Raw genomic sequence first — 23,388 nt, forward strand, 5'->3', positions numbered from 1 at the left:
ATGCTACTGTAAAGGGTTTTGATACCTACAGTTCCATTTGTTTAGATTAAGCGAGATAGGCTAGATTAAAACCGACTGGATTTAAAACGTTTCGGTTTGAGACTAGAAACGATCAAGCGGTTATCTTTATCATTTGTACAGGTTTAATATCGCTTCATTATTATGAGCTAAGTCACCGTTGCTAGCGGCGACATTTATAGCAGAGAGTTTTATGTCTATTGCCATTGTAGCCCCAACTAAAAATGCTAAGCCTTGGGTTAAGGCACTGCAACAACTTGCGCCAAGCCTTGATATTCAAGTTTGGCCGCAAATAAATGATCCTGCAGCAGTCCGCTTGGCGTTAGTTTGGCAGCATCCAGAAAATGCACTGGCCCCGCTAATTAACTGTAAGCTTGTGGTCTCGATGGGAGCCGGGGTTGATCACTTAATCGCTGATAAATCAATTCTAAGTTCTGGCGTTGCCTGTGCTCGTTTGGTTGACGATAAATTGGCTAGTATGATGGCTGAGTACTTATTGACACTAATAGAGTCGCATCGACATCATTTTTTTTATTATCAAAAATGTCAGCAACAACAGCAATGGCAGCCACGAGAAACTTTGCCTAAGTCTCATTTTAAAATAGGTATTATGGGGCTAGGTAAAATTGGAGAGGGCTTAGCGAGGGCCTTAGTTGCTAACGGTTATCAAGTGTCAGCTTGGCGCAAAAACTATCAAAACTTAAAATCTAACGATGGTTTTGCAATTAAAACTTATTATGGAAATGAGCAAGCAAATGCTTTCTTTGAGCAAACTAATTGGTTAATAAACGTGTTACCTTTAACCTCTGCTACAAAACAGATCCTGAGCCAAAAGGTTTTTCAACGGGTTCCTATGAATACCGTGTTAGTGAATTTAGGTCGCGGCGATCATTTAAACGAAACTGATTTAATCGCGGCGCTTGCATCTGGAAAAATTTCGCAAGCTTACTTAGATGTTTTTTCGCAAGAGCCTTTACCTGCAGAACATGCTTTTTGGAAGCATGATCAAGTTGTCATGACACCTCATGTTGCTAGTTTAACTCAGCCAGAATCTGTTGCTCCTCAAATTATTGAGAATTATCGGCGAGTAAAAGCTAATCAAGCGCCATTGAACTTAGTGTGTTTAGCTCGTGAATACTAATAACAAGCAAACCCTTGGAGGCAATTTTTGACGCATTCTTTTCATTACGCATTTAAGGTAAAAGATCTCGCATCAACACGAGAGTTTTATATTAATATATTAGGCTGCAAGCCTGGTAGAGCAAGTGAGACATGGCTTGATTTTGATTTTTTTGGACATCAGCTGTCAGCTCATGTCAGTGCTAATTTGCCCGAAGCGGATTTTTGTGGATTAGTTGATGGCATTAAAGTACCTATTCCGCATTTTGGCTGTATTTTAAACCAGGAAGACTTCGAAAAGGTTATCGCGCGGTTAAAGCTGCATCAAACAATTTTCTTAATCGAGCCGCAAGTTCGTTATCCAAATCAAGTTGGAGAGCAACAAACCGCGTTTTTCTTCGACTTTAGTGGTAATCCCATAGAGTTAAAGTGTTTTAAAAATCCTCAAGCAGTATTTCAGCCAAATGCTTAACTTTGCATTAATAGGTCTTTTTTTGGCTTTAGGGGCATTGTTTAATTACCGTCAATGGTTGCCTCAACGGTCTTCCTACTGGCTTAACTTTTCGGTTATTTATGTGTGTTTGCCGGCTATAGTTTTTATAAAACTACCGCAAATAGAAATAAACGCAAACCTATTGGTTCCTCTCATTTTACCTTGGGTACTGATGCTTTTAATTGCCGCTGGGCTATTTTTTGCGGCAAAGGTTTTTCATTGGTCCAGACTAACCTTAGGTTGTTTACTGATGGTGTGCTGTTTTGGCAATACATCGTTTTTTGGGTTTCCCATGGTAAATGCTTTTTTGGGAGAAAACGCGTTAAGTTATGCTGTTATTTATGATGTGATGGGCTCATTTTTGAGTTTAGCTATATTGGGTAACATAGTTATAGTGGTTTTTAAGCAAGCGCAAGCGCCACAAACTAAAATTAATTGGTTTGAAATACTCACTAAAATTTGTTTTTTTCCGCCGTTAATCGCCATTGTTTTGGTGTGGGCATTGCCATGGAAGACGCTGCCTGAGTGGCTTAATCTGATATTTGTTTGGTTAGCCCATTTGTTAGTACCAATAACAATGTTTCTTGTGGGAAGCCATTTGCGCTTTAAACTTAACGCTAAGCATCGTTCGCCTTTAATGATTGGCTTAGGCGTTAAGTTATTGGTTATGCCATGTTTGGCCTTTTTATTGATCTGGTTAAGTGGCTTTAATACTAGCATTTTGGCAGTGCAAACAAGCTTGTTTGAAGCCGCAATGCCACCAATGGTAACGGCTTCAGTTATGGCTATTCACGCCGATTTGGAGCCAAAATTAGCCGCTGCTGCCGTTGGTTTCGGGCTCGCGCTGTCTTGTATTACATTACCTTTATGGTATTGGTTAATTACTTAATCGGCTAATTTAGTGCCTAATCAAACTCTGGATTAGTCAGCTGTTGTACAACCCATTGCTGTAATTGAGCTAGGCTAAAAGCGCCAGAAACTCGGTTGAGTTCTTGCCCACCTCGATAAATCGCTAATGTTGGAATCGAGCGAATATTAAAGTCCATTGCCGCTAACTTGTTTGCTTCAGTATTTACTTTTATGAGCCGCAACTGGTTGCCTACTAAGCCTGCAAACTCTTCAAAGACCGGCGCAAAGTTAATACAGGGACCACACCAAGGTGCCCAAAAATCGATAAGTAGCGGTAGATCACTATTTTCAATATGACGAACCACTTGACCACTATTGGCTTCAATCGGTTGGCCGTCGAATAAAGCAAGTTTGCATTTGGCGCATTTGGGCTTATCATCAAGTCGCTCTACAGGAAACTGATTAATGGTGTCACAGTTTGGACAAACTAGGCGAATTTTATTACTCATAAGTTTAAATCAATCTCTTTGGTTGAGGCGTCTGCTATTGGTTTAGTCAGTTTATCGCACTGAGTAAGTGTTGTTGTTTAACATGATAAGGGTACATTGATTGACTACTTTAATGCCAGCAGACTCTAGTTGCTGCTGTGCTTGGATTGACTCTGTTCCCGGGTTAAAAATAACTCTGTTAGGTGCCAAATTAATTACCTTTTCAATTTCGCCAGAAAATATTTCTGGATTAACGTACACCGTGATGGTGTCGACATTTTGGTCAATTTGAGTAAGGCTATTAACACACTGCAAGCCTTCGGTATGTTGTAATTTAGGCGATACTGGAATGACGCTATGCCCTTGCGACAAAAGCAGGCGAATTGCCTGATTAGAAAAGCGTTGCGAATTGCTACTGGCACCAAGCACCACACTTATTGGCTGCATTTTTAACCTTTACTATCGTAAAACCCCTAAAACCGGCGATTTTTAATTGACTGAAAACTAATTAACACTGTTTCACATGAAAATCAGTTAATATGGGATAAGTTTACCAAATATTATAACAAAGGAAGAGAGAAATATGGCTGGCTCAAGCCTGTTAACCCTATTAGATGATATCGCGACTGTGTTAGACGATGTTGCGGTGCTTAGTAAAGTGGCGGCTAAAAAGACCGCCGGCGTTTTAGGTGATGACTTAGCGTTAAACGCCGAACAAGTTTCCGGCATTAAAGCCGAACGTGAGTTGCCTGTGGTGTGGGCTGTTGCAAAAGGCTCTATGCTTAACAAGTTTATTTTGGTTCCTGCGGCATTATTAATTAGCGTGTTTTTACCTATTCTAATTAATCCATTGTTGATGATTGGGGGGGCTTATTTGTGCTACGAGGGCATTGAGAAAATTGCCCATCATTTAATGCATAAAGATGAAGTTGATAAAAATAAGCAGCAAGTAAAACAGGCTTTGGCCGATCCCAAAATTAATATGGTAGAGTTTGAAAGTAAAAAAATTAAAGGAGCGATTCGCACCGATTTTATCTTGTCTGCCGAGATAATTGTCATTTCGTTAGGTACGGTCAGTCAAGCGCCTTTTGCCACTCAAGCAATGGTAGTGTCCGCTATAGCAATTTTTATGACCGTTGCCGTCTATGGATTAGTCGCAGCGATCGTAAAGCTAGATGATGCGGGTTTTTATTTGGTGGCTAAAAAGGGTAAAGGTGCTTTACTAGGAATTTATCGATGGATAGGGCGTCGATTGCTCGCTTTTGCACCCTTTTTAATGAAGTCATTATCTGTGATTGGTACTGCTGCAATGTTCCTAGTTGGCGGGGGAATTTTATTACATGGCCTCCACTTTTTAGATCTTTGGGTTAAAGACTGGCAAACGGCGGCAGCTGCGATTGACTATATTGGTGGTGTAATAAAATTTATTTTGCCAAGCATAGTGGGAGTCGTTGTAGGCATATTAACGGGCATTATTTGTTTGCTCTTAGTGAATGTTTTTGCGCGCTTTAAAAAAACACCCAGTAATGAGGTATAGCATCAATTTTATTTGATCATTTGGCACAACTTGTTCGCCCACGCTATCGCATTTTCGTGGGCGGAAAAAAGCTCTATTCGCTCATTATCCGTTAAATTTTTAGTGAACTTCCAGTCAGCTCGTTCAGCGGCATTAATGGCTTTTAAAACCGCACCAAGTTGACCTTTTTCGAGCAAAATAGCATCATTCATCGACTGTGATAAATCGAGTTTAGAAATTAACCAAGTTTTATCCGCCTGCATTACCGCATCGATGCCAGAAAAAAGACCGACGGTAAAAAAGCTCTCTGGCTTTTCAAAATTTTGGCTGATCGCATAAAGTTCGCATGCTCTAGCACGCTGTAGTAAAATTCTAAATAACTCTACTGATTGATTAGAATTGCTAGAAAGCGCCATGGCCATGGCCCATTTTTTGATTTGCTCTAGCCCTAGAAATACGACCGCTTCTTTCAAACTGTTGACTTGTCTTGGAAGTCGACAAAGCGGACTGTTAATAATTTTAAGTATTTGATAACTTAGTTTTGTATCTCTCGATATTTCGTGACAAAGCTCGTCAATATCAATGTCTGGCAATTGCATTTTCGCCACAATTTCTAAAGCTAATTGAGAGTCATTAGAAATCTTTTTGCCATAAACTAACTGCGGGCGCTCAAGGTAGTAGCCTTGAAAAAGCTCAAATCCAATTTCTCGACAAAGTTGGTGTTGTTGGCAGGTTTCAACCTTTTCTGCAAGAAAAATAGGGCGCTTTTTTAGCTTAGCAAGGGTGTTAGTTTCTAACTGCTTAAGACTGTCCTTTAAGGTGACATCGGAAATACAAAGTAAGTCTATTTTAATATAGTCAACTAGCGGAACTAAGGCATCGTACTCCGGCAAAAATGAATAATCATCTAACGCAAAGCGATAACCTTTTGCTTTTAATTGCTTTACTTTTTCAATTAAAACTTCGTCAACTAAGGTGTTCTCTAAAATTTCAATGACGACTCTTTCTGGCTGCAGCGGAAAAAAGTAGTCAGAGAGCAGGAGTTCGCGGGTTAAGTTGATAAAGATTTTTACATAGGGTGCATCTTCGTCGTTAAGTATTCCACCACAGTAATTAACCAATAGCTCGCTGGTGGCGCGACTACCATCGTCAAATACTGCAGCATTTGGATGCATATTACGATACAACAGCTCAAATCCGTACAGCTTATTATTGCCGTCAAATATAGGCTGTCGAGCAAAAAGTAGGTCGTTTGAAGAATCCATTAACTGCCATTTTTTTATTAATTTACTAACGGAAATAGTTCAATATTCAGCGTTATATGTTATGAGCCCAAGTCAATAAAGGCCAAATATAAGTATAGGTTAGTTTAGTAAATAGTGCGTACTAATTCCATTTTCAATGGTTTTAAATAGACTGGGGTTTGCCTATAATTCGAGGGTGTTTTAGCTTGTTATTCGGCTGATCTAGTCAAAAACATACCCATGTTGGATAAAATTACTTTATTAGGACTTATTATGAACAGTTTTAAAGCATTAGGAAAGTTAATCGCTAGCTTGCTTATCATTAGCGGTATCGTGGCGTGTACGCAAGAGAAAGACCCGGCACTTAAAGAAATAACGGCCTTTATTGAGCAGCAATCAATCGATAAAAATTTACCTGAATGGAAAACCAAACTACCTAAACCGCCAGCGTTAACTTTTGACCCGAATAAAAGCTACTTTTGGGATATGCAAACTAATTTAGGCCTATTATCGATCAAGTTTTATCATCAGGTGGCGCCTATGCACGTGAGCAGCAGCATTTATTTAACCGAGTTAGGGTTTTATGACGGACTTAAATTTCACCGTGTAATTAACAATTTTATGGCGCAAGGTGGTGATCCTCTCGGCAATGGTATGGGCGGTCCTGGCTACTCTTATGCTGGAGAATTTTCGGAACAAGCAAAGCACAGTAAGGCAGGTATTTTAAGCATGGCCAATTCAGGCCCAAATACCGACGGAAGCCAATTTTTTATCACCTTTAGGGCAACGCCTCATTTAAATGGTTTGCATACCGTCTTTGGTGAATTAGTTGCTGGCGAAGAAGTACTTAAAAAAATTGAAGCACAGGGCTCGCGTTCTGGCCGAACGCAACAGGATATCGTTATAGAAAAAGCCAGTATTAGAATAAAATAGATGCTCTTAAACTAAAAAAACGGGCGCAAAGCCCGTTTTTTTTCAAGTAGAAATAATTATTGTTCCATCATCTTGTCACGAGCGGCTTTAAATTCGGTGCCTTTATACCAATTAGGCCAGTCGCTAGAATTAGCAAGTAAATAACCGGTTTCAAAGTAGAGCTGTAAATCCGCTATCATGCCTTGCCAACCCCAATTAGGGTTGTACTCATCGCAAGCTTGATGATAGCAATTAGTTTTTAATTGGCTCATTGCTTGGTTAATTTTGGCTTCTTCATCATTTAACGGAATAGTTCCACCGCCGGAGCTTAATCCTGGAACGCCTTTTTTCGCTAAGCTAAAGTGATCAGAACGATAATAGTAGCCTCGCTCTGGAGTTGGCTCTTGCGTTAAAGTACGGCCTTGGCGCTTAGCCGCTTTCGCTAAGTATTCTTCTAATTCTGATTTGCCAAACCCAACGACTCTTACATCTCGCTTTAAACCAGAAATATTTAAGCTATCCATATTAATTAAACCCACGATTTTATTAAGCGCAATCGTTGGGTGATTGGCAAAATAACGGGATCCAAGTCGACCTTGTTCTTCGGCGGTTACGGCAATGAAAGTAATTGAACGCTGCGGTTTTTGTTCGAGTTTTTGATAAGCCTCTGCGATAGCAATAAGGCCAGCCGTTCCTGTTGCGTTGTCATGTGCGCCATTAAAAATACGCGTTTTTCCGTTAACAGTTGTGGTGCCTAAGTGATCCCAATGCCCCATATAAACGATGTGTTCACCTTCATTTTTAGTGCCCGGGATGGTAGCAATGACGTTGTTAGAAGTAGATTGTTTAATACTATTGCTTAATTTGATAGAGGCTTTTAAGTTTAATGGAGTGGCAACAAATTCGCGCTTGGCGGCCATGTCTTTTAGTTGAGCGAAATCTAGTTGGGCTTTTTTAAACAGCGCTTTGGCTTTTTCAACTGTGATCCACATTTCAACATCTAGCGCAGGCTCATTAACTTCACTTGCGGGTAAGTGATATTGAGCGCCAGACCAACTGCTTTCAATAACGTTCCAGCCATAACTTGCTGGTTTAGTTTCGTGAATGATAATTGCGCCGGCAGCACCTTGGCGAGCGGCTTCTTCGTACTTATAAATCCAGCGGCCATAGTAAGTCATAGTGTTGCCATTAAATAGCGCAGGATCTTGAGTTGCGTAGCCTGGGTCGTTAACTAAAACGACGACTGTTTTACCTTTTACATCTACACCTGCATAATCGTTCCAGCCGTATTCAGGGGCATTAATTCCATAGCCAACAAATACTAAGTCTGAATTATCTAGTTCAACAGATGGCTGTGTTTTTCTAGAGTTAGCAACATAATTCTTTAAAAAGTCGAACTTGAGATCAGCAATACTTAAATGCGCTGTTGGCATACTTTCTATTGCAACTAACGGAACTGATTGTAAGTAGCTATTGCCGTTTCCCGGTTTCAAGCCAAGTGCTTTAAACTGAGTTACAAGCAGCTCTGTAGTTTTTTGCCCCCCAGGCGTAGCGGGCGCTCTGCCACCAAACTCGTCAGAAGAAAGCAGCTTAATATTGTTTTGTAATTTAGTTAAATCAAACGACTGGTATGCCTGTTGAAAATTAGTTGAGCTATCTTTGGCGCTAAGTCCAAAGGGCAAACTCGCGATCAGCATAGTAAAAAGTGCGGGTAAGGCGAGACGCATTGATGTTTTCTTTCGCATAAAAATTCCTGCTAACATAAAGATTCCTGCTAAATAGTTGTCAAGTCAATTGTTTTGGGTTGATTGCGTTAGGTTAATGTTTTATCTAAATTTGGTGAGTTATTAATGTTAAAAAAGGAAGCTTTGTCGCTTCCTTTTTTTAAATTACGGCTTACATTTTTGCTGGCTTGGTAAACTTAATAGTCATGCGATCGCTTTCGCCAATAGCTAAAACTTTTTGCTTTTCTTCACCCTCGGCCCGTAGTACTGGTGGTAAGGTCCAAACTCCACTCGAGTGATTTTGGGTATCTTTAGGGTTTGCGTTAATTTCAGAAGTTGCCATGACAACAAAACCAACTTTTTTGGCTAAAGCAATCACGTCTTCTTGTTTTAGATAACCATGTTTACCCGTAGTATCTTTGGTTTGTGGCCCAGCTCTGTGTTGCACTAAACCAAAAGTTCCACCTGGCTTTAACGCAGCGTATATTGCAGCGTAAACTGTTTCTGCTTGGTTTTTACTGTGCCAGTTGTGAGTGTTTCTAAATGATAACACCAAGTCAACCGACTCTGGTGCAGCAAAATCAATTTTATCTGGTGCTTGCATAATGCCAAGTTTTACTTTGGCATAAAGTTCTGGGTTGGCGTCAAGTTTTTGCTTAAAACGTGCCGCGCTTTTTTTATAGTAATCGTTAGCAGACTCTGGATCATAACCTGCTGCTATGTATAGCCCATTATCTTTTAAGTAGGGAGCTAATATTTCGGTGTACCAACCGCCACCGGGAGAGATTTCTGCTACCGTCATACTGTCTTGAATACCAAAAAAGGTGAGTGTTTCTAAAGGATTACGATACTTATCTCTTTGTTGATTCTTTGGTGTACGGTGTTCACTAGCAATGATTTTTGCCAGCTTTTGATCTACCTGGGGGTTATCTTTGTTGTTATTAGCACTTAAATGGCAACTAAAAGCTAACCCAAAGGTGATAAAAATACTAAGGTAGAGTGTTTTGTTAGTGTGCATTTTTTTAGACTCTCTATTGACTATAAAAATGTTATTAAACATGAGATAGCAAGGCTTGGCAAGTCGCCTGTTAGCTTAGTGTGGGCTGTTGTTTAATGTTTTAAATAAGCGATTGCTCGCTGGCGGCTTGTTTAATAATCCTGACTATAAAATTTTTTAGGTTGCTAGCGCGGTAAGCCATAGGTTAAATTATTAAAAAACGAGAAAACAATTCAACTGAACAAGCAGACTCATGGACAAAATAGATAAGAAAATCTTAAAAATACTGCAGACTAATGCACGAATTACCAATAAAGAGCTCGCATCGCAATTAGGTTTATCGCCGCCTCCTACGCTAGAAAGAGTTAAAAAGCTTGAACAAGCCGGCTTTATATCCGGTTATTGTGCAATATTAGACCCTGCAAAAATTGGCTTAGCCACCACCATGATGGTGTCGGTTACCTTGCACCATCATTCTGAGGATAGTATTAAAGAAATGTATCGTGCGGTCGAGTCATTAGATGAAATAATGGAATGCTATCATGTGACAGGGGACAGCGATTTTATGCTGAAAGTTGTTTGCCCCGATATTTACCAGTATGAAAGGTTTGTGCGTGAAAAGTTAGTCAAATTAAATAGTTTAGGGAAAATCAAGTCATCGGTGGTTTTGTCTACTTTAAAAAACAGTAAAGCCTATCCGATTAATCTCGACCTTTAACTTTTCACTGTTCGTATTCTAGCCAGCTTTTTCCAAAAATATTGCGATCTGCTTGATTCTCAATATAGCTTGCGTGAATTAATTGACTGATCGCAATACGGTGTTGTGAGTGGCTAATTAAACTAATGCTATTTTTCGCTTTTGATACTAAACAATCGATTAAAGGTAATTCATTTTCTGCAAGTAAGCTGCGAAGTGTGTTCACTTGATTTACCTTTAATTGAGAAAAGCAAAGGCTAACACAAGCGTAACCGGCGCTGATAGCAATGATTGCTTGGTCAGCTAGCTCCTGTTGCAAGTGGTCGATTAAGCTTGAAACAGCGGGTTCTGCCTTATCGCTATTACTGTACTTAAATACCAAATTGGCTTTAGTTTGGTCTTGTTGCTGCGTAATTAAGTCAAACCCTAGCGACCCTAAGTAAGCGATCACTTTGCTTGCATGCTCCGCCAATAAGGCTTTCTGGTTGGGTGGTTGAGGAAGGGCGGTGAGCTTAATTAGGTTAATAGGCGTTTCACTAGTGATTGCGTATAAATACTCTGCAGACTGGCTGCTAGGAAGCGCTTGATTAGGATTATGGGACGCAGTGCTAGTTTCTCTAATGCGCGTTGCTTCGCTGGTATTCCTTTTAATGGTTGCCCCTTCAATGGCCTCTCCTTCAATGGCGTCTTTTCCTATGGTAGTTCCTGTTTGCTGTGGTAGGCTAGTGGACTTAACCTGAACCGGAATCTGGTACTCTTGGGCAGGGCTAAGTGCTCTTGGGTGCAGCACTTTGGCCCCGAGAGCCGCAAGATGATGGGCTTGCTGATAGGTCAGACTTTTAATTTGTCTTGCACGACTCAATTCACGCGGATTCGTAGTAAATATGCCAGGCACATCGGTCCAAATCTCGATTGAACAAGCTTTTAGTTTAGCTCCAATATAAGCTGCGCTGGTATCTGAACCTTCCCGACCTAACAGGACGGTTTCGCCAAGCTCGTTAGCGGCAATAAAGCCTTGTGTAACAATCACTTTATTTAGATCGCTGAGTGTTTGGTCCAAACTAGCTGAATATTGGTAGTCGCAGGTTGCGCTGGTATATTGGTGCCAAGGATCGGGCTGTGGGTTGGCAATTAAGACTTTTCTTATATCTAGCCAATGACAGCTTAAACCAATTTGTGTGAGTTCAGTGCACTGGTTTAAGTAGTGGCATCCAATAGTCGTTGAGAGAAGCTCTCCTGCGGCAAGTATTTTGGCATGACGTTGAGGCGAGATTTGTTGGCTTTTGGTTATGGCTGAGCAATCTTCATTAAGCTGTTCAAAAATGGGGCGGAGAAGCTCGTTAACCTCTAAGTGCAACTGACTCGCAAAGTTTATATGTAACTCTTTAAGTTGTTGTAATGCGTTAGGGTGCACGCCTGCAAGCGCTTGGTGCAACAATGCTTCAAGTAAGTTAGACACATTTTTAAGGGCAGAAAAAACTAGAATGGGGCGTAACCCCTGTTGATGCTTTTGGGCAACCGCATGGCTAATGGTATGCCAATGCGCAGGCTCGGCAACACTGCTCCCGCCAAATTTTAAAACAACCCAAGGTTTTACCATTCGCTGCAAAAGACTCACAATTGAAAGATTGTAAGTTCCTAATTAATTGATTTAGGAGGATTTTAGCACTTAAGCCGCTTGGACGATAAGCGTAATTTCTATTTTTATGCGGCTAATTATGGCATTAATATGATTAATTAATGTACAGACTGGCTTGACCCAGGCTTACATTTCCTTATAATCGCGCTGCGTTTTGCCCTGAATTTACGCTTCAGCTAGCAATAGGAAAAATCATGTCTCAATATGTCGTTTGCGCAATGTATAAATTTACTGCGCTAAAAAATTTCGAATTAATTCAAAAGCCATTATTAAAGCAAATGCAATCATCCGGTGTTAACGGCACCTTGCTGCTCGCCCATGAAGGCATTAATGGTACCGTCGCAGGCACAAAAGAAAGTATCGAAAATCTTTTAGAGTGGCTTGCCCAGTACCCAGAGTTACAGTCTATCGAGTGCAAGTTCTCTTTTTCTGAGTCAATGCCTTTTAAGCGCACTAAAGTAAAGCTTAAAAAAGAGATAGTGACTATGGGAGTTGAAAATATCGATCCTAATCGAGTGGTCGGAACTTATGTCGAGCCACAGGATTGGGACGAGCTCATTAATGATCCTGAAGTCTTGTTAATTGATACCAGAAATGATTACGAAGTCGCTGTAGGTACTTTTAACAATGCGATTAATCCTAAGACCGAAACATTTAGAGATTTTCCCGAATACGTCCAGCAACATTTAGATCCTAAAAAGCATAAAAAGGTAGCGATGTTTTGTACCGGCGGCATTCGTTGTGAAAAGTCGACTGCGTTGTTAAAACAAGAAGGCTTTGATGAAGTTTTTCATTTAAAGGGCGGTATTTTAAAGTATTTAGAAGACGTTCCTAAGGAGAAATCCAGCTGGAAAGGTGAATGCTTTGTTTTTGATGACCGTGTGACAGTTGACCATGACTTACAACCCGGTAGTTACGCCCAATGTAATGCTTGCCGACTGCCAATAACTCAACAAGACATGCAAAGCGAACAATATGTGCAAGGCGTAAGCTGCCCACATTGTTTTGATAAAACAACGCCAGAACAAAAGCAGCGTTATTTAGAAAGAGAAAAGCAAATTCAGTTAGCAAAGCAGCGTGGCGAAGAACACATCGGTGGTCACGTGGCTGATGAGTTAGAGCAACGGCGTCTAGCTAAGCTTGCAAGAAAGCAAGCGCTGGCAGAAAAAAGTAAAACTTCCAGTTAGAAAAAAAGCAGCAAGGCAGAGTATAAACCCTGCCTTGCTAAATCAACCTATAGAAAATAAATTAAGCTAGTTCCTTCTTAATCCATTCCTTCGTAATGTGCGCGAGACTCAACTTGAGTAAATGTATTGTTAGAGTGATCGAGTACCGTCGCACTTAACACTAAAGTTTGATAAGTTCTTATAGGCAAGTTACAAGTAGCTGAGCCAGAGTTACAGCCTTCGTGAGACCAGTAAATGGTGTAGTTTGCTGGTGGGTTTGTAATTTGAAAATAAGCGGTTGTTGTTCTAGCTGAGCCTACGCTAAAACAGTTTGGTGAGCCCCAACGGTCCCATCGAGGAGTATCAACTAGACACTTTATTCCTGTTGCTGCGCTGCTCATTTGCATTTCATTTGCTTGTTGAAGCTCTGGAGCTGCTTTAATATCTGCCTCTGTGATCCCTTTTTCTGAAGCCATTGCTGAGAAAGAGAAGCTTGCTGCTGCGCTGATTAATAAAGCACTTTTTATTAATTTTTTCATTAAGTATTCCTTCATCTTTAATTTTTAAATTGATAGTTGATTTTATAATCGCTTGCAAAACTCACCTTGAATAATTAAGTAAATAAAACAAGCCAGCAGAAAATATTCGGTTGAGATGAACTGAATATCGTTTGGTAAAAAAAATGTGAGCTAGGTTGGCTATTTTGAAAGAAAAAATCGCAACCAGAAATTAACGATTAAGGTTTATTTCTATAAGAGATTTTGTGCAATTTTCTGTGTTAGTTAGCGGTGGTGAAGACTTAATTGGTCATTAATTTATAACAAAAAAAAAGGAGCCGAAGCTCCTTTTTTAAGAGTTAAAGTAACCTTTGATTAAAATCTGAAGGTTGCTTTAGTGTAGATAAAACGGCCTCGAGGATCGTGTACTGCTTGTACGTATCCGTATAAGTCGTTGTTACCGTCACCAGCAGCAAATGGTACTTTTTCGTCAAACAAGTTTGAAGCACCAAAGCTTAAGCTTAGGCTGTCGTTTACTTCATATGAAGCCTGTAAATCAACAGTTACCATTGAGTCAACCGTACGCGTATCGTTTAGCTCTACGTCTGGTGTGCCGTCTAAATTAGCATCTGGTAAATCTTGGAATTCACCAATGTAATTAAGTACAGCAGTTGTTGACCAGTCGCCAACTTTCCACTCAGTAGACGCGTTCCAACGAATCTCAGGATACTCATACTCACCAGTCCAATCAATGCCGTCCTTTTCAAAGTTAGCTAGGTAAGTCCACTCAATACCAAAGTTTAAGTCACCACTGTCTTGTAATGACATTTTATAGTTTGCAGAAATGTCTAGACCAGATGCCTCTTGTGCACCAATATTTTGGAAGGTGTTAAATACTTGCGAAAGTTGACCAAGGTTGTTGTTTTGACGAACACAAAAGTTAGGATTAAAGTTTGCACCTGGCTCACAGTTTTGAAGCGCTGCAAGTCCTAGGTCTCCCTCATCAATTTTATCTTCTTGTGTAATATTCCAGTAATCAACCGATAGATTTAACTCATTGTTGATATCCCAAATCATCCCAATATTAAAAGATTCTGACTTTTCAGGCTTAAGGTCAGGGTTACCTCGAAAAGTAACAGTCAGATCGGTTGCAGGGTCATTAACATTACATCCTTGAGCTTGCGCACAGTAAGGGTCAACAAAGAAACGAGACTCTTGCGAAGGACCTAAGCCAATTTGCGCTAGTGATGGAGCTCTAAAGCCAGTTCCCCAAGATGCACGAACGGCAATGTCTTCATTAACGTTCCAATGCATACCAATTTTAGGGTTAGTAGAGCTACCCGCTAATTCATAATCATCGTGGCGTCCTGCTACTTGCAGTTCTAAGGTTTCAGTGAGTGGAATAGCAAGTTCAGCATAAACTGACCAATGGTCTCTAGAAGCTTGTGCACTGACAGACTCTGTACCAAAGATTAAGCCGCGTTGGAACTGATCGTCTGGGTTATCTTTTACTGCTTCGCTACGATACTCAAAACCGGTTGCCATGGCTAGCCAGCCAGAATCCATTTGCATTAAGTCTCCAGAAAGCGAGCCTTCAAATGCTGAAAGGCGAGATTCGCCTCGACGAGTAAGCGAAGTGGTAATTGCATCGATAACTTCTGGAGAGTTAACAAAACCACCAAATGGATTATAGTTGCCAGCATCAATTTCTCTTTGTAAAAAGTCTGTTCTTACCCAGCCTTGCGTGCGGTCACCCGTTTGCAAAGAAATGCTGCGCGCTTTGGTAAAAGAAAGGTCATAGTCAAAGTCGCCAACCATACCTTTTACGCCAGTTACAAAGCGTAAACTTTCACTTTGAATATCCCAAACACGTGGACCTGCATCAACAGTACGATGACGATCAATGGCTAAGTCTTGCCCAAACGGATTGTTAGGGTGTGAAGCATCGACGGTTAAGCCAGCGTCGCCGTCAAGTGGCGTCGGTGCGCCCCCTGCTTGTGAAGTGTTACGCTGTGCAGAAACTTCAAAATAAAGTTCTGCATCTTGGCCAATTTCACTGTTATATAAAAACATTGCGCCTGCACGTTCCATTTCAGGAATCAGATAACCAAAGGGGCCATAATCAAATACACAAGTTTGCCCAAAAGAGCGCTCTGCAGGACAGTTAGGGTCAATCGTAGGGCTAGTGTCGCCGTCTAAAATGTAGCGACCAGGGAAGCCACGCGAAGAGCGTAAATCAAAACCGCCATTAGCTGATTGGTTAGCTGAAGCTAAACGTCCGCGATCGGCGTTGCGTAATTCGCCTGCTTTAAAATAGTCAAAAATTAAAGTGCCATTGGTTTTGCCGTCGCCATAACCGAAAATTGCGTTCATGGTGGTTTCGTCTGCACCAGACTTAGTTGTAGAACCGTAGCCTAGAGTAACTTCTGAGCCTACGAAGTCTTTTCTTAAAACGATGTTTACAACACCAGAAATTGCATCTGAACCATAAATAGCCGATGCGCCGTCTTTAAGAATGTCAACGCGTTCGATTGCCGCTAGAGGGATGCTATTTAAATCAACAAAGTTGTTCACAACGCTTTCAGCAAAAGCACTAATATTCGCTCTACGGCCATTAATTAATACTAAAGTTGCATCGGCTCCAAAACCGCGAAGACTGATAGCAGCACCGCCGTTTCCGGTTGAGTCTTGGCTGTTACCACGAGTAGAGAATGTACCCGAGCCAGACGATGGAAGCCTTTCAAAAAGTTGTTGTAATGTTGCTTGGCCAGAACCAACGATAGCTTCTCGGTCAATAACTTGAACTGGTGAAGGGCCTTCAATGTTACTACGTTTGATATGTGAACCGGTAATGGTTACTTTTCTTTCGGTGTTGTCTTCTTCTTCCGCGATAGCATTTAGCGATGGAACAGCTAATGCACTTGCGAGTGCTAAACTCAGCACTTTATATTGAAATGGGTTTTTTGTCGCCATGCTGTGACTCCCTACTTTTGTTAGTTGTTTATTCTTTAAGTTAACTTGGTTGTTGTTATACAATCATTACAGCGTAAAAATGAATTGTGAAATGACTATACAGAAGCACTTTTTTTCGGTCAAGCATTGCTAACAAAGGCGAAAAATCGGTATGAAAAATTTACTGATACTTACATTTTGAATAAAACTTTTGCACAAAATCGCATAAATATCTCGTGGTGATATTTTTGTTCGGCTGTTTACTAAAGTTTGTGCTAGGTTGTAGTAAGTTGATTAACCATTTAATGCGGTTTTTCGATGAGGTGGATAGGTGAAACCCCCTATTTTTCTATTTAAATAAATTAAAGCCGGTTAATGAGTTTTTAAAAATAACTCGAGTAAGCGGAGACTAGTTGGTTTTTATTCATCTTTGCAAAGGCAAAAGTGCTATTTCGCTGAAATATTTTATTACATAATTTATTAGTCAATTTAGGGAGCAAGATTGGGCCAATTACAGAACTATTTAAGTAATCAAAAAGCACTACCAAAGCCGATGCTGACTTTGCTTTCCTTTTTTGAATTAAACCCGCAAGCGATATCAGAATATGAATTAATGCAGTGGTTACAAAAGAAAGATTTCTACACGTCACTTGAGCTTCCCCTATCGCTTTTTAAAAAGCACTTTTATCTGTATCACTATTTGTACCAATTAAAAATAGCATTGCGCCCGTACCAGTTACACTTAATGATTTCTCCGCTGAGCATTCAGTTGCTGCCAAGCAGTTCTACTCAGTCCATTGCGCAATCAGGTGCAGCAAGTTTACATAGTACCAATGATAAATATTTAGCTGACGCTGATCCGTTACAGGACTTCTATCTAGACCCTACTAATCTCGAACTATCGGATGACGCGGTGACGGCAATGCAGCGCCAGTTTTGGGAAAAGTTTTTAGCTATTGATAAAAAAGCTGCCGCAATTAGGGAACTTGAGTTAACTGAGGTTAGTGAGCTCAATATTAAAATACTCAAGCAACAATATCGGAGACTGGCTAATTTGCATCACCCGGATAAAGGAGGCGATGCTAACCGGTTTGCGCAAATCGAAAATGCCTATCAAAACTTAAAGCTTCTGTTAAGTTAAGCTGCCCCTTAGTTGACTCTTGTAGGCTTGCGCTTTAACTTAAGAAAGTTCTGCTTAGAAAAGCTTATTGTTTTATTCATAAAAAAACCAATTAAGTGCCCATAAAATCGGTTTATATCATGGGTTTGTTAGCAAAAACATGAAGATTTTTATCAATAAGCTAAAGTGAGAAGAATTCTTATATAAACAATGGGTTATGGTGTTTCTTAGGTGCTTTTTAAAGTGAGATAAGTGATTTTGGCGGTAACGCGGTATATTTTTTCTTGATTTTTAGGAAATATCGCGTATAAAGCACTTTCCAAAAATTGTTGGCTGCTTAAAAAATGAACATTTTGATGCGATTCTTCAGAATGTAAGTAGTCCGGCTGTTGGCTGTCAAAGTGAAGTTAATGAATGTTTCATTGGGTGAGTTTTGGCCATACATTTCGGATATCGTAATTCGTTTCGTTCTCCGGATTTTGCTTAATCCTTGATTATGGGAGAAATAGAAGTGTTAAAAGACTTCCACTGTAACTCAGAGATTGATCCTTCAGTCGCAACAGACGCTCATTGGCCAGAATATAACAATGTCAATGAGAACGATGAGCGAAACGATCATTTTGTACGACGTGACGGCAAAACTTTTGCTGGTACGCATATTATCATTGACCTTTGGGGCGCATCTAGACTGGACAACCTAGAGCTGATGGAAAAAGCTTTCCGTCAGGCGGTTGAGCAGTGCGGCGCGACCTTACTTCATATACATTTACATCATTTTACTCCCAATGGCGGTATTTCTGGTGTTGCTGTACTCGCAGAGTCGCATATTAGCGTACATACTTGGCCAGAAGCTGACTATGCCGCTTTTGATGTGTTTATGTGTGGTGACGCAGAACCTCATAAAGCCACTGAAATATTCCGTAAGGCTTTTACGCCAGAACGAATTGACGTGCGTGAAATATTGCGCGGCGAAAACATTGGCGAGTAGTGGGCTTGCGCGAGACCTCGCGCATTTCACCATTTAATTTGAATTTAAATTATTGACTGGAAATTTTCAGGACTTACTCATGGCAAAACGATTTACCGAAACACTTTATGATACCTATGGTCAAAGTTATGTGATCGATGAAGTGTTGTTCGAAAACCGCACCGATCATCAGCACTTAATTATTTTTAATAATCAACAGTTTGGTCGTGTGCTTGCGCTAGATGGAATAGTGCAAACCACTCAAAAGGATGAGTTTGTTTACCATGAAATGCTGACCCATGTGCCTATGTTTGCCCATGGAAATGCACAGCGCGTGTTAATTATTGGTGGCGGTGACGGTGGTATTTTGCGCGAAGTGCTAAAGCATCCTCAAGTAGAGCATGTCACCATGGTAGAAATTGACTCTGCCGTAGTTGATATTTGTGAAAAATATTTTCCAGAGCATTCGCAAGGCGCATTTCAAGACCCTAGAGTTAATTTAGTTTTTAATGATGGTGTCGACTTTATCGTCAATAATAAAGAAAAGTTCGATGTCATTATCTCAGACTCTACCGATCCAGAAGGCCCAGGAGAAGTCTTATTTTCATCACGTTTTTACCAAGGTTGCAAAGCAAGTTTAACCAATGGTGGAATTTTAGCGACTCAAAATGGGGTTTGCTTTATGCAGCTTGATGAAGTTGAAACTACCTATAAGCGATTTGATGGTATTTTTGCAGACCGTTGGTTTTTTACTGCGGCGGTTCCTTCCTATATTGGCGGCGTGATGACTTTGTCATGGGGCACCGACAATGATAAGTTAAGACACACAACATTGGCGGTTATTGAGGGCCGTTATAAAGACTCAAAAATAACCACAAACTATTACAACCCACAATTGCATGTAGCGGCTTTTGCGTTGCCGCAGTATGTGATTAATGTACTTTCAGACTAAATGATCGGCTTGATTCTTAAGCCGTTAATTGATTGTCGGCTACTAACTATTAAGGATTAAGCTGATGACTTTAGACTACAAAAAATCTTTACCACAAACTGGTCCTATCGCGCTTGCAAAGGATGACGAGTGGAGCATAGACAAAGCACGCCAGTTTTATAATTTAAAATTTTGGGGTGAAGATTACTTCGACTTAAATTCGCAGGGAAATTTGGTGGTTCGTCCTAACCCTGCAGACTCTCAAGCGAGTTTCGAACTTAACGCTATCTGCCAGCAATTAGCTGAAAAAGGCATGCAAATGCCGGTTTTGTTGCGTTTTGTAGATATTTTGCGAAATCGGGTTAAATCACTTTGCAATGCGTTTAATCAGTCTATTGATGAGTATCAGTATCAGGCAAACTATACCGTTTGTTACCCGATTAAAGTTAATCAACAAAGGCGTGTAGTTGAAGGTCTTATTAGTGCTAATGAGCAAATGGCGAACCGCCAAATTGGTTTAGAAGCTGGCAGTAAGCCTGAATTAATGGCGGTGCTTGGGCTGTCTGAAAAAACTAACTCAGTAATTGTGTGTAATGGCTATAAAGACAGAGAGTATATTCGTGCGGCCATTATTGCGACTCAGCTAGGTCATAATGTATTTGTCGTGATCGAAAAACAAACTGAGCTTAATTTATTATTGCAAGAAGCTGAAGCCATGCAAGTTTTTCCTAAAATTGGGGTGCGCGCAAGACTCGCTTCTAAAGGTGAGAGTAAGTGGCAAGATTCGGGCGGCGACCATTCAAAATTTGGTTTATCCGCGAGCCAGATATTGCGCGTAGTTGAAACCTTAAAGGAAAAGAATAAGCTTGATATTTTTCAACTATTGCATTTTCATTTAGGTTCGCAAATTACCTCGATTAATGACATTCAAAACGCATTAAAAGAATGTGCCCGTTTTTATTCTGAGCTGCGTCAAATAGATGTACCTATTAATACTGTTGACGTAGGCGGAGGATTAGGCGTGGACTACGAAGGGACACAAAGCCAAAGCCATTGCTCTGTTAACTATTCTTTAAATGAATATGCCAATAATGTGGTTTATGCTTTTTATGATATATCCGAAAAGCTTGGTTTACCTCACCCTAACATTATCACTGAGTCTGGGCGGGCTTTAACCGCTCACCATGCGGTATTAATCGCTAATGTAATTGATAGTGAAAAACCGCGCGCTATTGAGGTGGCAGAACCTAATCAGCAAAGTCACGAAATTGTGCATGACTTATGGCAAGCTTATCTCACCAGCGGTGAATCAAATGATAATAATCAGCTTGTGGAGTGCTTTCATACTGCTGAGTACTTGCTAAAACAAACCCAAGAAATGTTTAATTACGGCGTTGTGAATTTAATTGATCGTGCTCAAGTAGAGCGTATTCATCGTGGCATCTTATTTAATGTTTCTTCACGTATTAATCCAGAGTTACATACTCATGAAGAAACGATTGCGGTGTTGCATCAAAAATTAGCCAGTAAATTTTTTGTTAATTTTTCCATTTTTCAGTCTTTGCCAGACGCTTGGGCTATCCAGCAAATATTTCCATTAATGCCGTTAAAGGGGCTGCATGAAGCGCCGCAAGAGACTGCTGTATTACAAGATATTACTTGTGATAGTGATGGTATGTTAAAGCAGTATGTGAATGCGCAAACGGTATTGCCTACAATCGATTTGCCCACCTACAATCCGGGTGACAATTATTTAATTGGTATGTTTATGGTTGGCGCCTACCAAGAAATTCTGGGTGACATGCACAACTTATTTGGCGATACGCATAGTGTCGACTTAGCCGTTGATGACAATGACGAGTTACAAATTTGTGCAATACAAACCGGTTCAAGTGTTGAAGAGCTGCTCGATTATGTTGATTTTGATTCTAAAACTTTACTTGAGTCTTATCGCCGCCAACTAAAAATGTCGGCGCTAAGTGAAAGCGTTCAACGACAATATTTGGCTGAGCTACGCCAAGGTATATATGGGTATAGTTATCTTGAAGAATAATCGCTTTGGTTTAACTGTATTGGTGCGAATTTCAGTTTTAAAACTTGCGTTGTTTAAGTTAGCTTGAGGAAATAGTTGTGAACAATAATACACATGACTTACGCTGGCCCGCAGAGTGGGAACCCCATCTAGCAACTTGGATGGCGTTTCCTTGTCGCGTGCCAATTTGGAGTAACGGCATAGAGAGCGCGATGCAAGCCTATGCAAAAGTTGCCAATCAAATAAGCGAATTTGAGCCGCTTAATATGCTGGTTAATAAAGCCCATTTAGATATTGCTAAAAAACTGTTGAGCTCGCAAATTAACATAGTGCCTGCATCGCTCGATGACAGTTGGGCTAGAGATACAGCGCCCATTTGGGTTAAAAAAGGCGATACCCCAATTGCATTAGACTTTGCTTTCAATGCGTGGGGAAATAAGTTTTTTCCGCATGACGCTGAAAAGGCTATTGCGCAAACTATTATTGAGTATACACATAGTGAATCTCAACAGTTTGATATGGTACTAGAAGGTGGTTCAATTCATGGTAACGGAAAGGGCCTCATTATTACTACAGAAGAGTGTTTGCTAAACGCTAACCGCAATCCGCAATTGAGTCGCAGTGAAATTGAAGCCAATTTACAGCAAGCTTTTAATACTAATAAAGTGATTTGGCTGAAGCGCGGAGTGCACGGTGATGTCGATACCGATGGTCATATCGATAATATTGCCTGCTTTGTTAATGAGGACACCATTGTTAGTCAGTGTTGTGGCCCAGAAAGTGAGAATCACTCTATTTATGCTGAAAACAAACAAATTATTCAGCAGCACGGATTACAGTTAGTTGAGATACCAGAGCCGCAAGCTAGGTATGTTGATAATATGAGAGAGCCATTAAGCTATATTAATTTTTATTTGGCCAATGGCGCAGTTATTGCGCCGCGCTTTGGATGTAAGCAGGATGATGCCGCACAACAAATATTGGCTGACTTGTTTCCACAGAGGCAAGTTTGCATGATAGATGCAAATGAAATATTAGTCGGTGGCGGTGGCATTCACTGTATTACCATGCAACAGCCTTTATAACTTTGAGTGAGAAAACAATGAGCAATGTAACTTTTGCGGCAACTCAATTTGCCGTCACAGAAGATTTCGATAGCAATATCGCTTTAGCTGAAAGCTTAATTCGTGAAGCGGCTGAAAGTGGTGCCAATGCTATTTTATTACAAGAGCTATTCGCAGGCTTTTATTGGTGCAAAGACCAAAAGCATGAATACTTTAGTTGGGCTAGTGAGTTTTCTAATTCTAAGCTGATTCAACATTTTTCCACTTTAGCAAAACAACTTAACGTGGTTTTGCCAATCAGTTATTTTGAGAAAAGTGGCAACACTTTTTTTAACTCACTTGTCATGATCGATGCGGACGGAACGGTATTAGATAATTATCGAAAATCGCATATTCCAGACGGGCCCGGTTATCAAGAAAAGTATTATTTTTCACCTGGTGATACTGGCTTTAAAGTATGGCAAACTCAATTTGGTAACTTTGGTGCAGCAATTTGTTGGGACCAATGGTTTCCTGAAGCCGCTAGAATAATGGCATTAAAGGGCGCAGAAGTGATTTTTTACCCAACCGCAATTGGTTCAGAGCCGCAAGATCCAAGTTGGGATTCTTGTGCTCACTGGCAAACCGTTATGCAAGGTCATAGTGGTGCTAATATGCTTCCGGTGGTTGCTTCTAACCGAGTTGGACGTGAAGTTGGCGAGAGCTGTGAAATTACTTTTTATGGCAGTTCTTTTATCACCAATCAGTTTGGGCAAAAAGTAAAAGAAATGGATAAAGTATCCCAAGGCATTATTTGCGAGACTTTTGATTTAGCAGAATTAGCTAAAATGCGCGCTAGTTGGGGATTATTTAGAGATCGACGTCCAGAACTTTACCAGCGTATTACTCAGCTTTAAGCCTTTTAGATATGACTTTATAAGTCGATACTAACTGCTTGCGTCAACATTAATTATTCGAGCCGTA

The 23,388-nt window shown here is 40.4% G+C and carries 21 protein-coding genes; 13 read left to right on the forward strand and 8 right to left on the reverse strand.

What is annotated here, in order from left to right:
* The first annotated feature begins 211 nt into the window (after positions 1-211).
* The 3 genes from ACUR5C_RS03915 to ACUR5C_RS03925 are packed head-to-tail and all read left to right on the forward strand — an operon-like array spanning position 212 to position 2,519.
* Positions 212-1,159, forward strand: a complete 948-nt coding sequence (locus ACUR5C_RS03915) for a 2-hydroxyacid dehydrogenase (protein ID WP_454467049.1) — start codon at positions 212-214, stop codon at positions 1,157-1,159.
* A gap of 27 nt (positions 1,160-1,186) precedes the next feature.
* Positions 1,187-1,609 carry a VOC family protein gene (locus ACUR5C_RS03920; RefSeq protein ID WP_454467050.1) on the forward strand — a complete coding sequence of 141 codons (423 nt, stop codon included), beginning with the start codon at positions 1,187-1,189 and terminating at the stop codon, positions 1,607-1,609.
* Complete coding sequence (locus tag ACUR5C_RS03925; protein WP_454467051.1) at positions 1,602-2,519, forward strand: AEC family transporter; 918 nt, start codon at positions 1,602-1,604, stop codon at positions 2,517-2,519. The genes ACUR5C_RS03920 and ACUR5C_RS03925 overlap by 8 nt, the downstream gene beginning before the upstream one ends.
* A gap of 16 nt (positions 2,520-2,535) precedes the next feature.
* Here ACUR5C_RS03925 and trxC read toward each other — a convergent pair whose 3' ends face one another.
* Positions 2,536-2,988, reverse strand: a complete 453-nt coding sequence (gene trxC, locus ACUR5C_RS03930) for a thioredoxin TrxC (protein WP_454467052.1) — start codon at positions 2,986-2,988, stop codon at positions 2,536-2,538.
* Positions 2,989-3,039: 51 nt separating this feature from the next.
* Positions 3,040-3,414, reverse strand: a complete 375-nt coding sequence (locus tag ACUR5C_RS03935) for a CoA-binding protein (RefSeq protein ID WP_454467053.1) — start codon at positions 3,412-3,414, stop codon at positions 3,040-3,042.
* Positions 3,415-3,550: 136 nt separating this feature from the next.
* Here ACUR5C_RS03935 and ACUR5C_RS03940 point away from each other — a divergent pair, with 136 nt between their 5' ends.
* Positions 3,551-4,504: a DUF808 domain-containing protein gene (locus ACUR5C_RS03940; RefSeq protein WP_454467055.1), complete on the forward strand. Its 954-nt coding sequence runs from the start codon at positions 3,551-3,553 to the stop codon at positions 4,502-4,504.
* An 8-nt stretch (positions 4,505-4,512) separates the two neighbouring features.
* Here the strand turns inward: ACUR5C_RS03940 and ACUR5C_RS03945 are convergent, their stop codons facing one another.
* Positions 4,513-5,748: an EAL and HDOD domain-containing protein gene (locus ACUR5C_RS03945; protein ID WP_454467056.1), complete on the reverse strand. Its 1,236-nt coding sequence runs from the start codon at positions 5,746-5,748 to the stop codon at positions 4,513-4,515.
* A gap of 252 nt (positions 5,749-6,000) precedes the next feature.
* Between ACUR5C_RS03945 and ACUR5C_RS03950 the strand changes: the two genes are divergently transcribed.
* Complete coding sequence (locus ACUR5C_RS03950; RefSeq protein WP_454467057.1) at positions 6,001-6,660, forward strand: peptidylprolyl isomerase; 660 nt, start codon at positions 6,001-6,003, stop codon at positions 6,658-6,660.
* A gap of 56 nt (positions 6,661-6,716) precedes the next feature.
* Here the strand turns inward: ACUR5C_RS03950 and ACUR5C_RS03955 are convergent, their stop codons facing one another.
* Both ACUR5C_RS03955 and ACUR5C_RS03960 read right to left on the reverse strand, forming a co-directional pair.
* Positions 6,717-8,402, reverse strand: a complete 1,686-nt coding sequence (locus ACUR5C_RS03955) for a M28 family metallopeptidase (protein WP_454467058.1) — start codon at positions 8,400-8,402, stop codon at positions 6,717-6,719.
* A gap of 133 nt (positions 8,403-8,535) precedes the next feature.
* Positions 8,536-9,381 carry a class I SAM-dependent methyltransferase gene (locus tag ACUR5C_RS03960; protein ID WP_454467059.1) on the reverse strand — a complete coding sequence of 282 codons (846 nt, stop codon included), beginning with the start codon at positions 9,379-9,381 and terminating at the stop codon, positions 8,536-8,538.
* Positions 9,382-9,613: 232 nt separating this feature from the next.
* Between ACUR5C_RS03960 and ACUR5C_RS03965 the strand changes: the two genes are divergently transcribed.
* A complete protein-coding gene (locus tag ACUR5C_RS03965) occupies positions 9,614-10,078 on the forward strand; it encodes an Lrp/AsnC family transcriptional regulator (protein ID WP_454467060.1) in 465 nt (154 codons plus the stop codon).
* A 4-nt stretch (positions 10,079-10,082) separates the two neighbouring features.
* Here the strand turns inward: ACUR5C_RS03965 and ACUR5C_RS03970 are convergent, their stop codons facing one another.
* Positions 10,083-11,657: an aspartate kinase gene (locus ACUR5C_RS03970; RefSeq protein WP_454467061.1), complete on the reverse strand. Its 1,575-nt coding sequence runs from the start codon at positions 11,655-11,657 to the stop codon at positions 10,083-10,085.
* A gap of 233 nt (positions 11,658-11,890) precedes the next feature.
* Between ACUR5C_RS03970 and trhO the strand changes: the two genes are divergently transcribed.
* Positions 11,891-12,883 carry an oxygen-dependent tRNA uridine(34) hydroxylase TrhO gene (gene trhO / locus ACUR5C_RS03975; protein ID WP_454467062.1) on the forward strand — a complete coding sequence of 331 codons (993 nt, stop codon included), beginning with the start codon at positions 11,891-11,893 and terminating at the stop codon, positions 12,881-12,883.
* A 77-nt stretch (positions 12,884-12,960) separates the two neighbouring features.
* Here the strand turns inward: trhO and ACUR5C_RS03980 are convergent, their stop codons facing one another.
* Positions 12,961-13,401, reverse strand: coding sequence for a hypothetical protein (locus ACUR5C_RS03980; protein WP_454467063.1), 441 nt, complete (start codon positions 13,399-13,401; stop codon positions 12,961-12,963).
* Positions 13,402-13,734: 333 nt separating this feature from the next.
* Positions 13,735-16,332 (reverse strand): TonB-dependent receptor, encoded by a 2,598-nt coding sequence (locus ACUR5C_RS03985; protein ID WP_454467064.1) that lies wholly within the window; start codon positions 16,330-16,332, stop codon positions 13,735-13,737.
* Between the two features lie 481 nt (positions 16,333-16,813).
* Here ACUR5C_RS03985 and ACUR5C_RS03990 point away from each other — a divergent pair, with 481 nt between their 5' ends.
* The 6 genes from ACUR5C_RS03990 to aguB all read left to right on the forward strand — a co-directional run bounded on the left by ACUR5C_RS03990 (position 16,814) and on the right by aguB (position 23,321).
* Positions 16,814-17,452: a DNA-J related domain-containing protein gene (locus ACUR5C_RS03990; RefSeq protein ID WP_454467065.1), complete on the forward strand. Its 639-nt coding sequence runs from the start codon at positions 16,814-16,816 to the stop codon at positions 17,450-17,452.
* A 490-nt stretch (positions 17,453-17,942) separates the two neighbouring features.
* On the forward strand, positions 17,943-18,419 hold the full coding sequence (speD, locus tag ACUR5C_RS03995; RefSeq protein WP_454467066.1) for an adenosylmethionine decarboxylase: 477 nt from the start codon (positions 17,943-17,945) through the stop codon (positions 18,417-18,419).
* A 79-nt stretch (positions 18,420-18,498) separates the two neighbouring features.
* Entirely contained in the window at positions 18,499-19,350 is an 852-nt protein-coding gene (gene speE, locus ACUR5C_RS04000) for a polyamine aminopropyltransferase (protein WP_454467067.1), read from the forward strand.
* 64 nt (positions 19,351-19,414) lie between these two features.
* Complete coding sequence (gene speA, locus ACUR5C_RS04005; RefSeq protein WP_454467068.1) at positions 19,415-21,382, forward strand: biosynthetic arginine decarboxylase; 1,968 nt, start codon at positions 19,415-19,417, stop codon at positions 21,380-21,382.
* A 77-nt stretch (positions 21,383-21,459) separates the two neighbouring features.
* A complete protein-coding gene (locus tag ACUR5C_RS04010) occupies positions 21,460-22,446 on the forward strand; it encodes an agmatine deiminase family protein (protein ID WP_454467069.1) in 987 nt (328 codons plus the stop codon).
* 17 nt (positions 22,447-22,463) lie between these two features.
* Complete coding sequence (gene aguB, locus ACUR5C_RS04015) at positions 22,464-23,321, forward strand: N-carbamoylputrescine amidase (RefSeq protein WP_454467070.1); 858 nt, start codon at positions 22,464-22,466, stop codon at positions 23,319-23,321.
* The last annotated feature ends 67 nt before the right edge of the window (positions 23,322-23,388 follow it).

The sequence above is a fragment of the Aliikangiella aequoris genome (assembly GCF_053709105.1).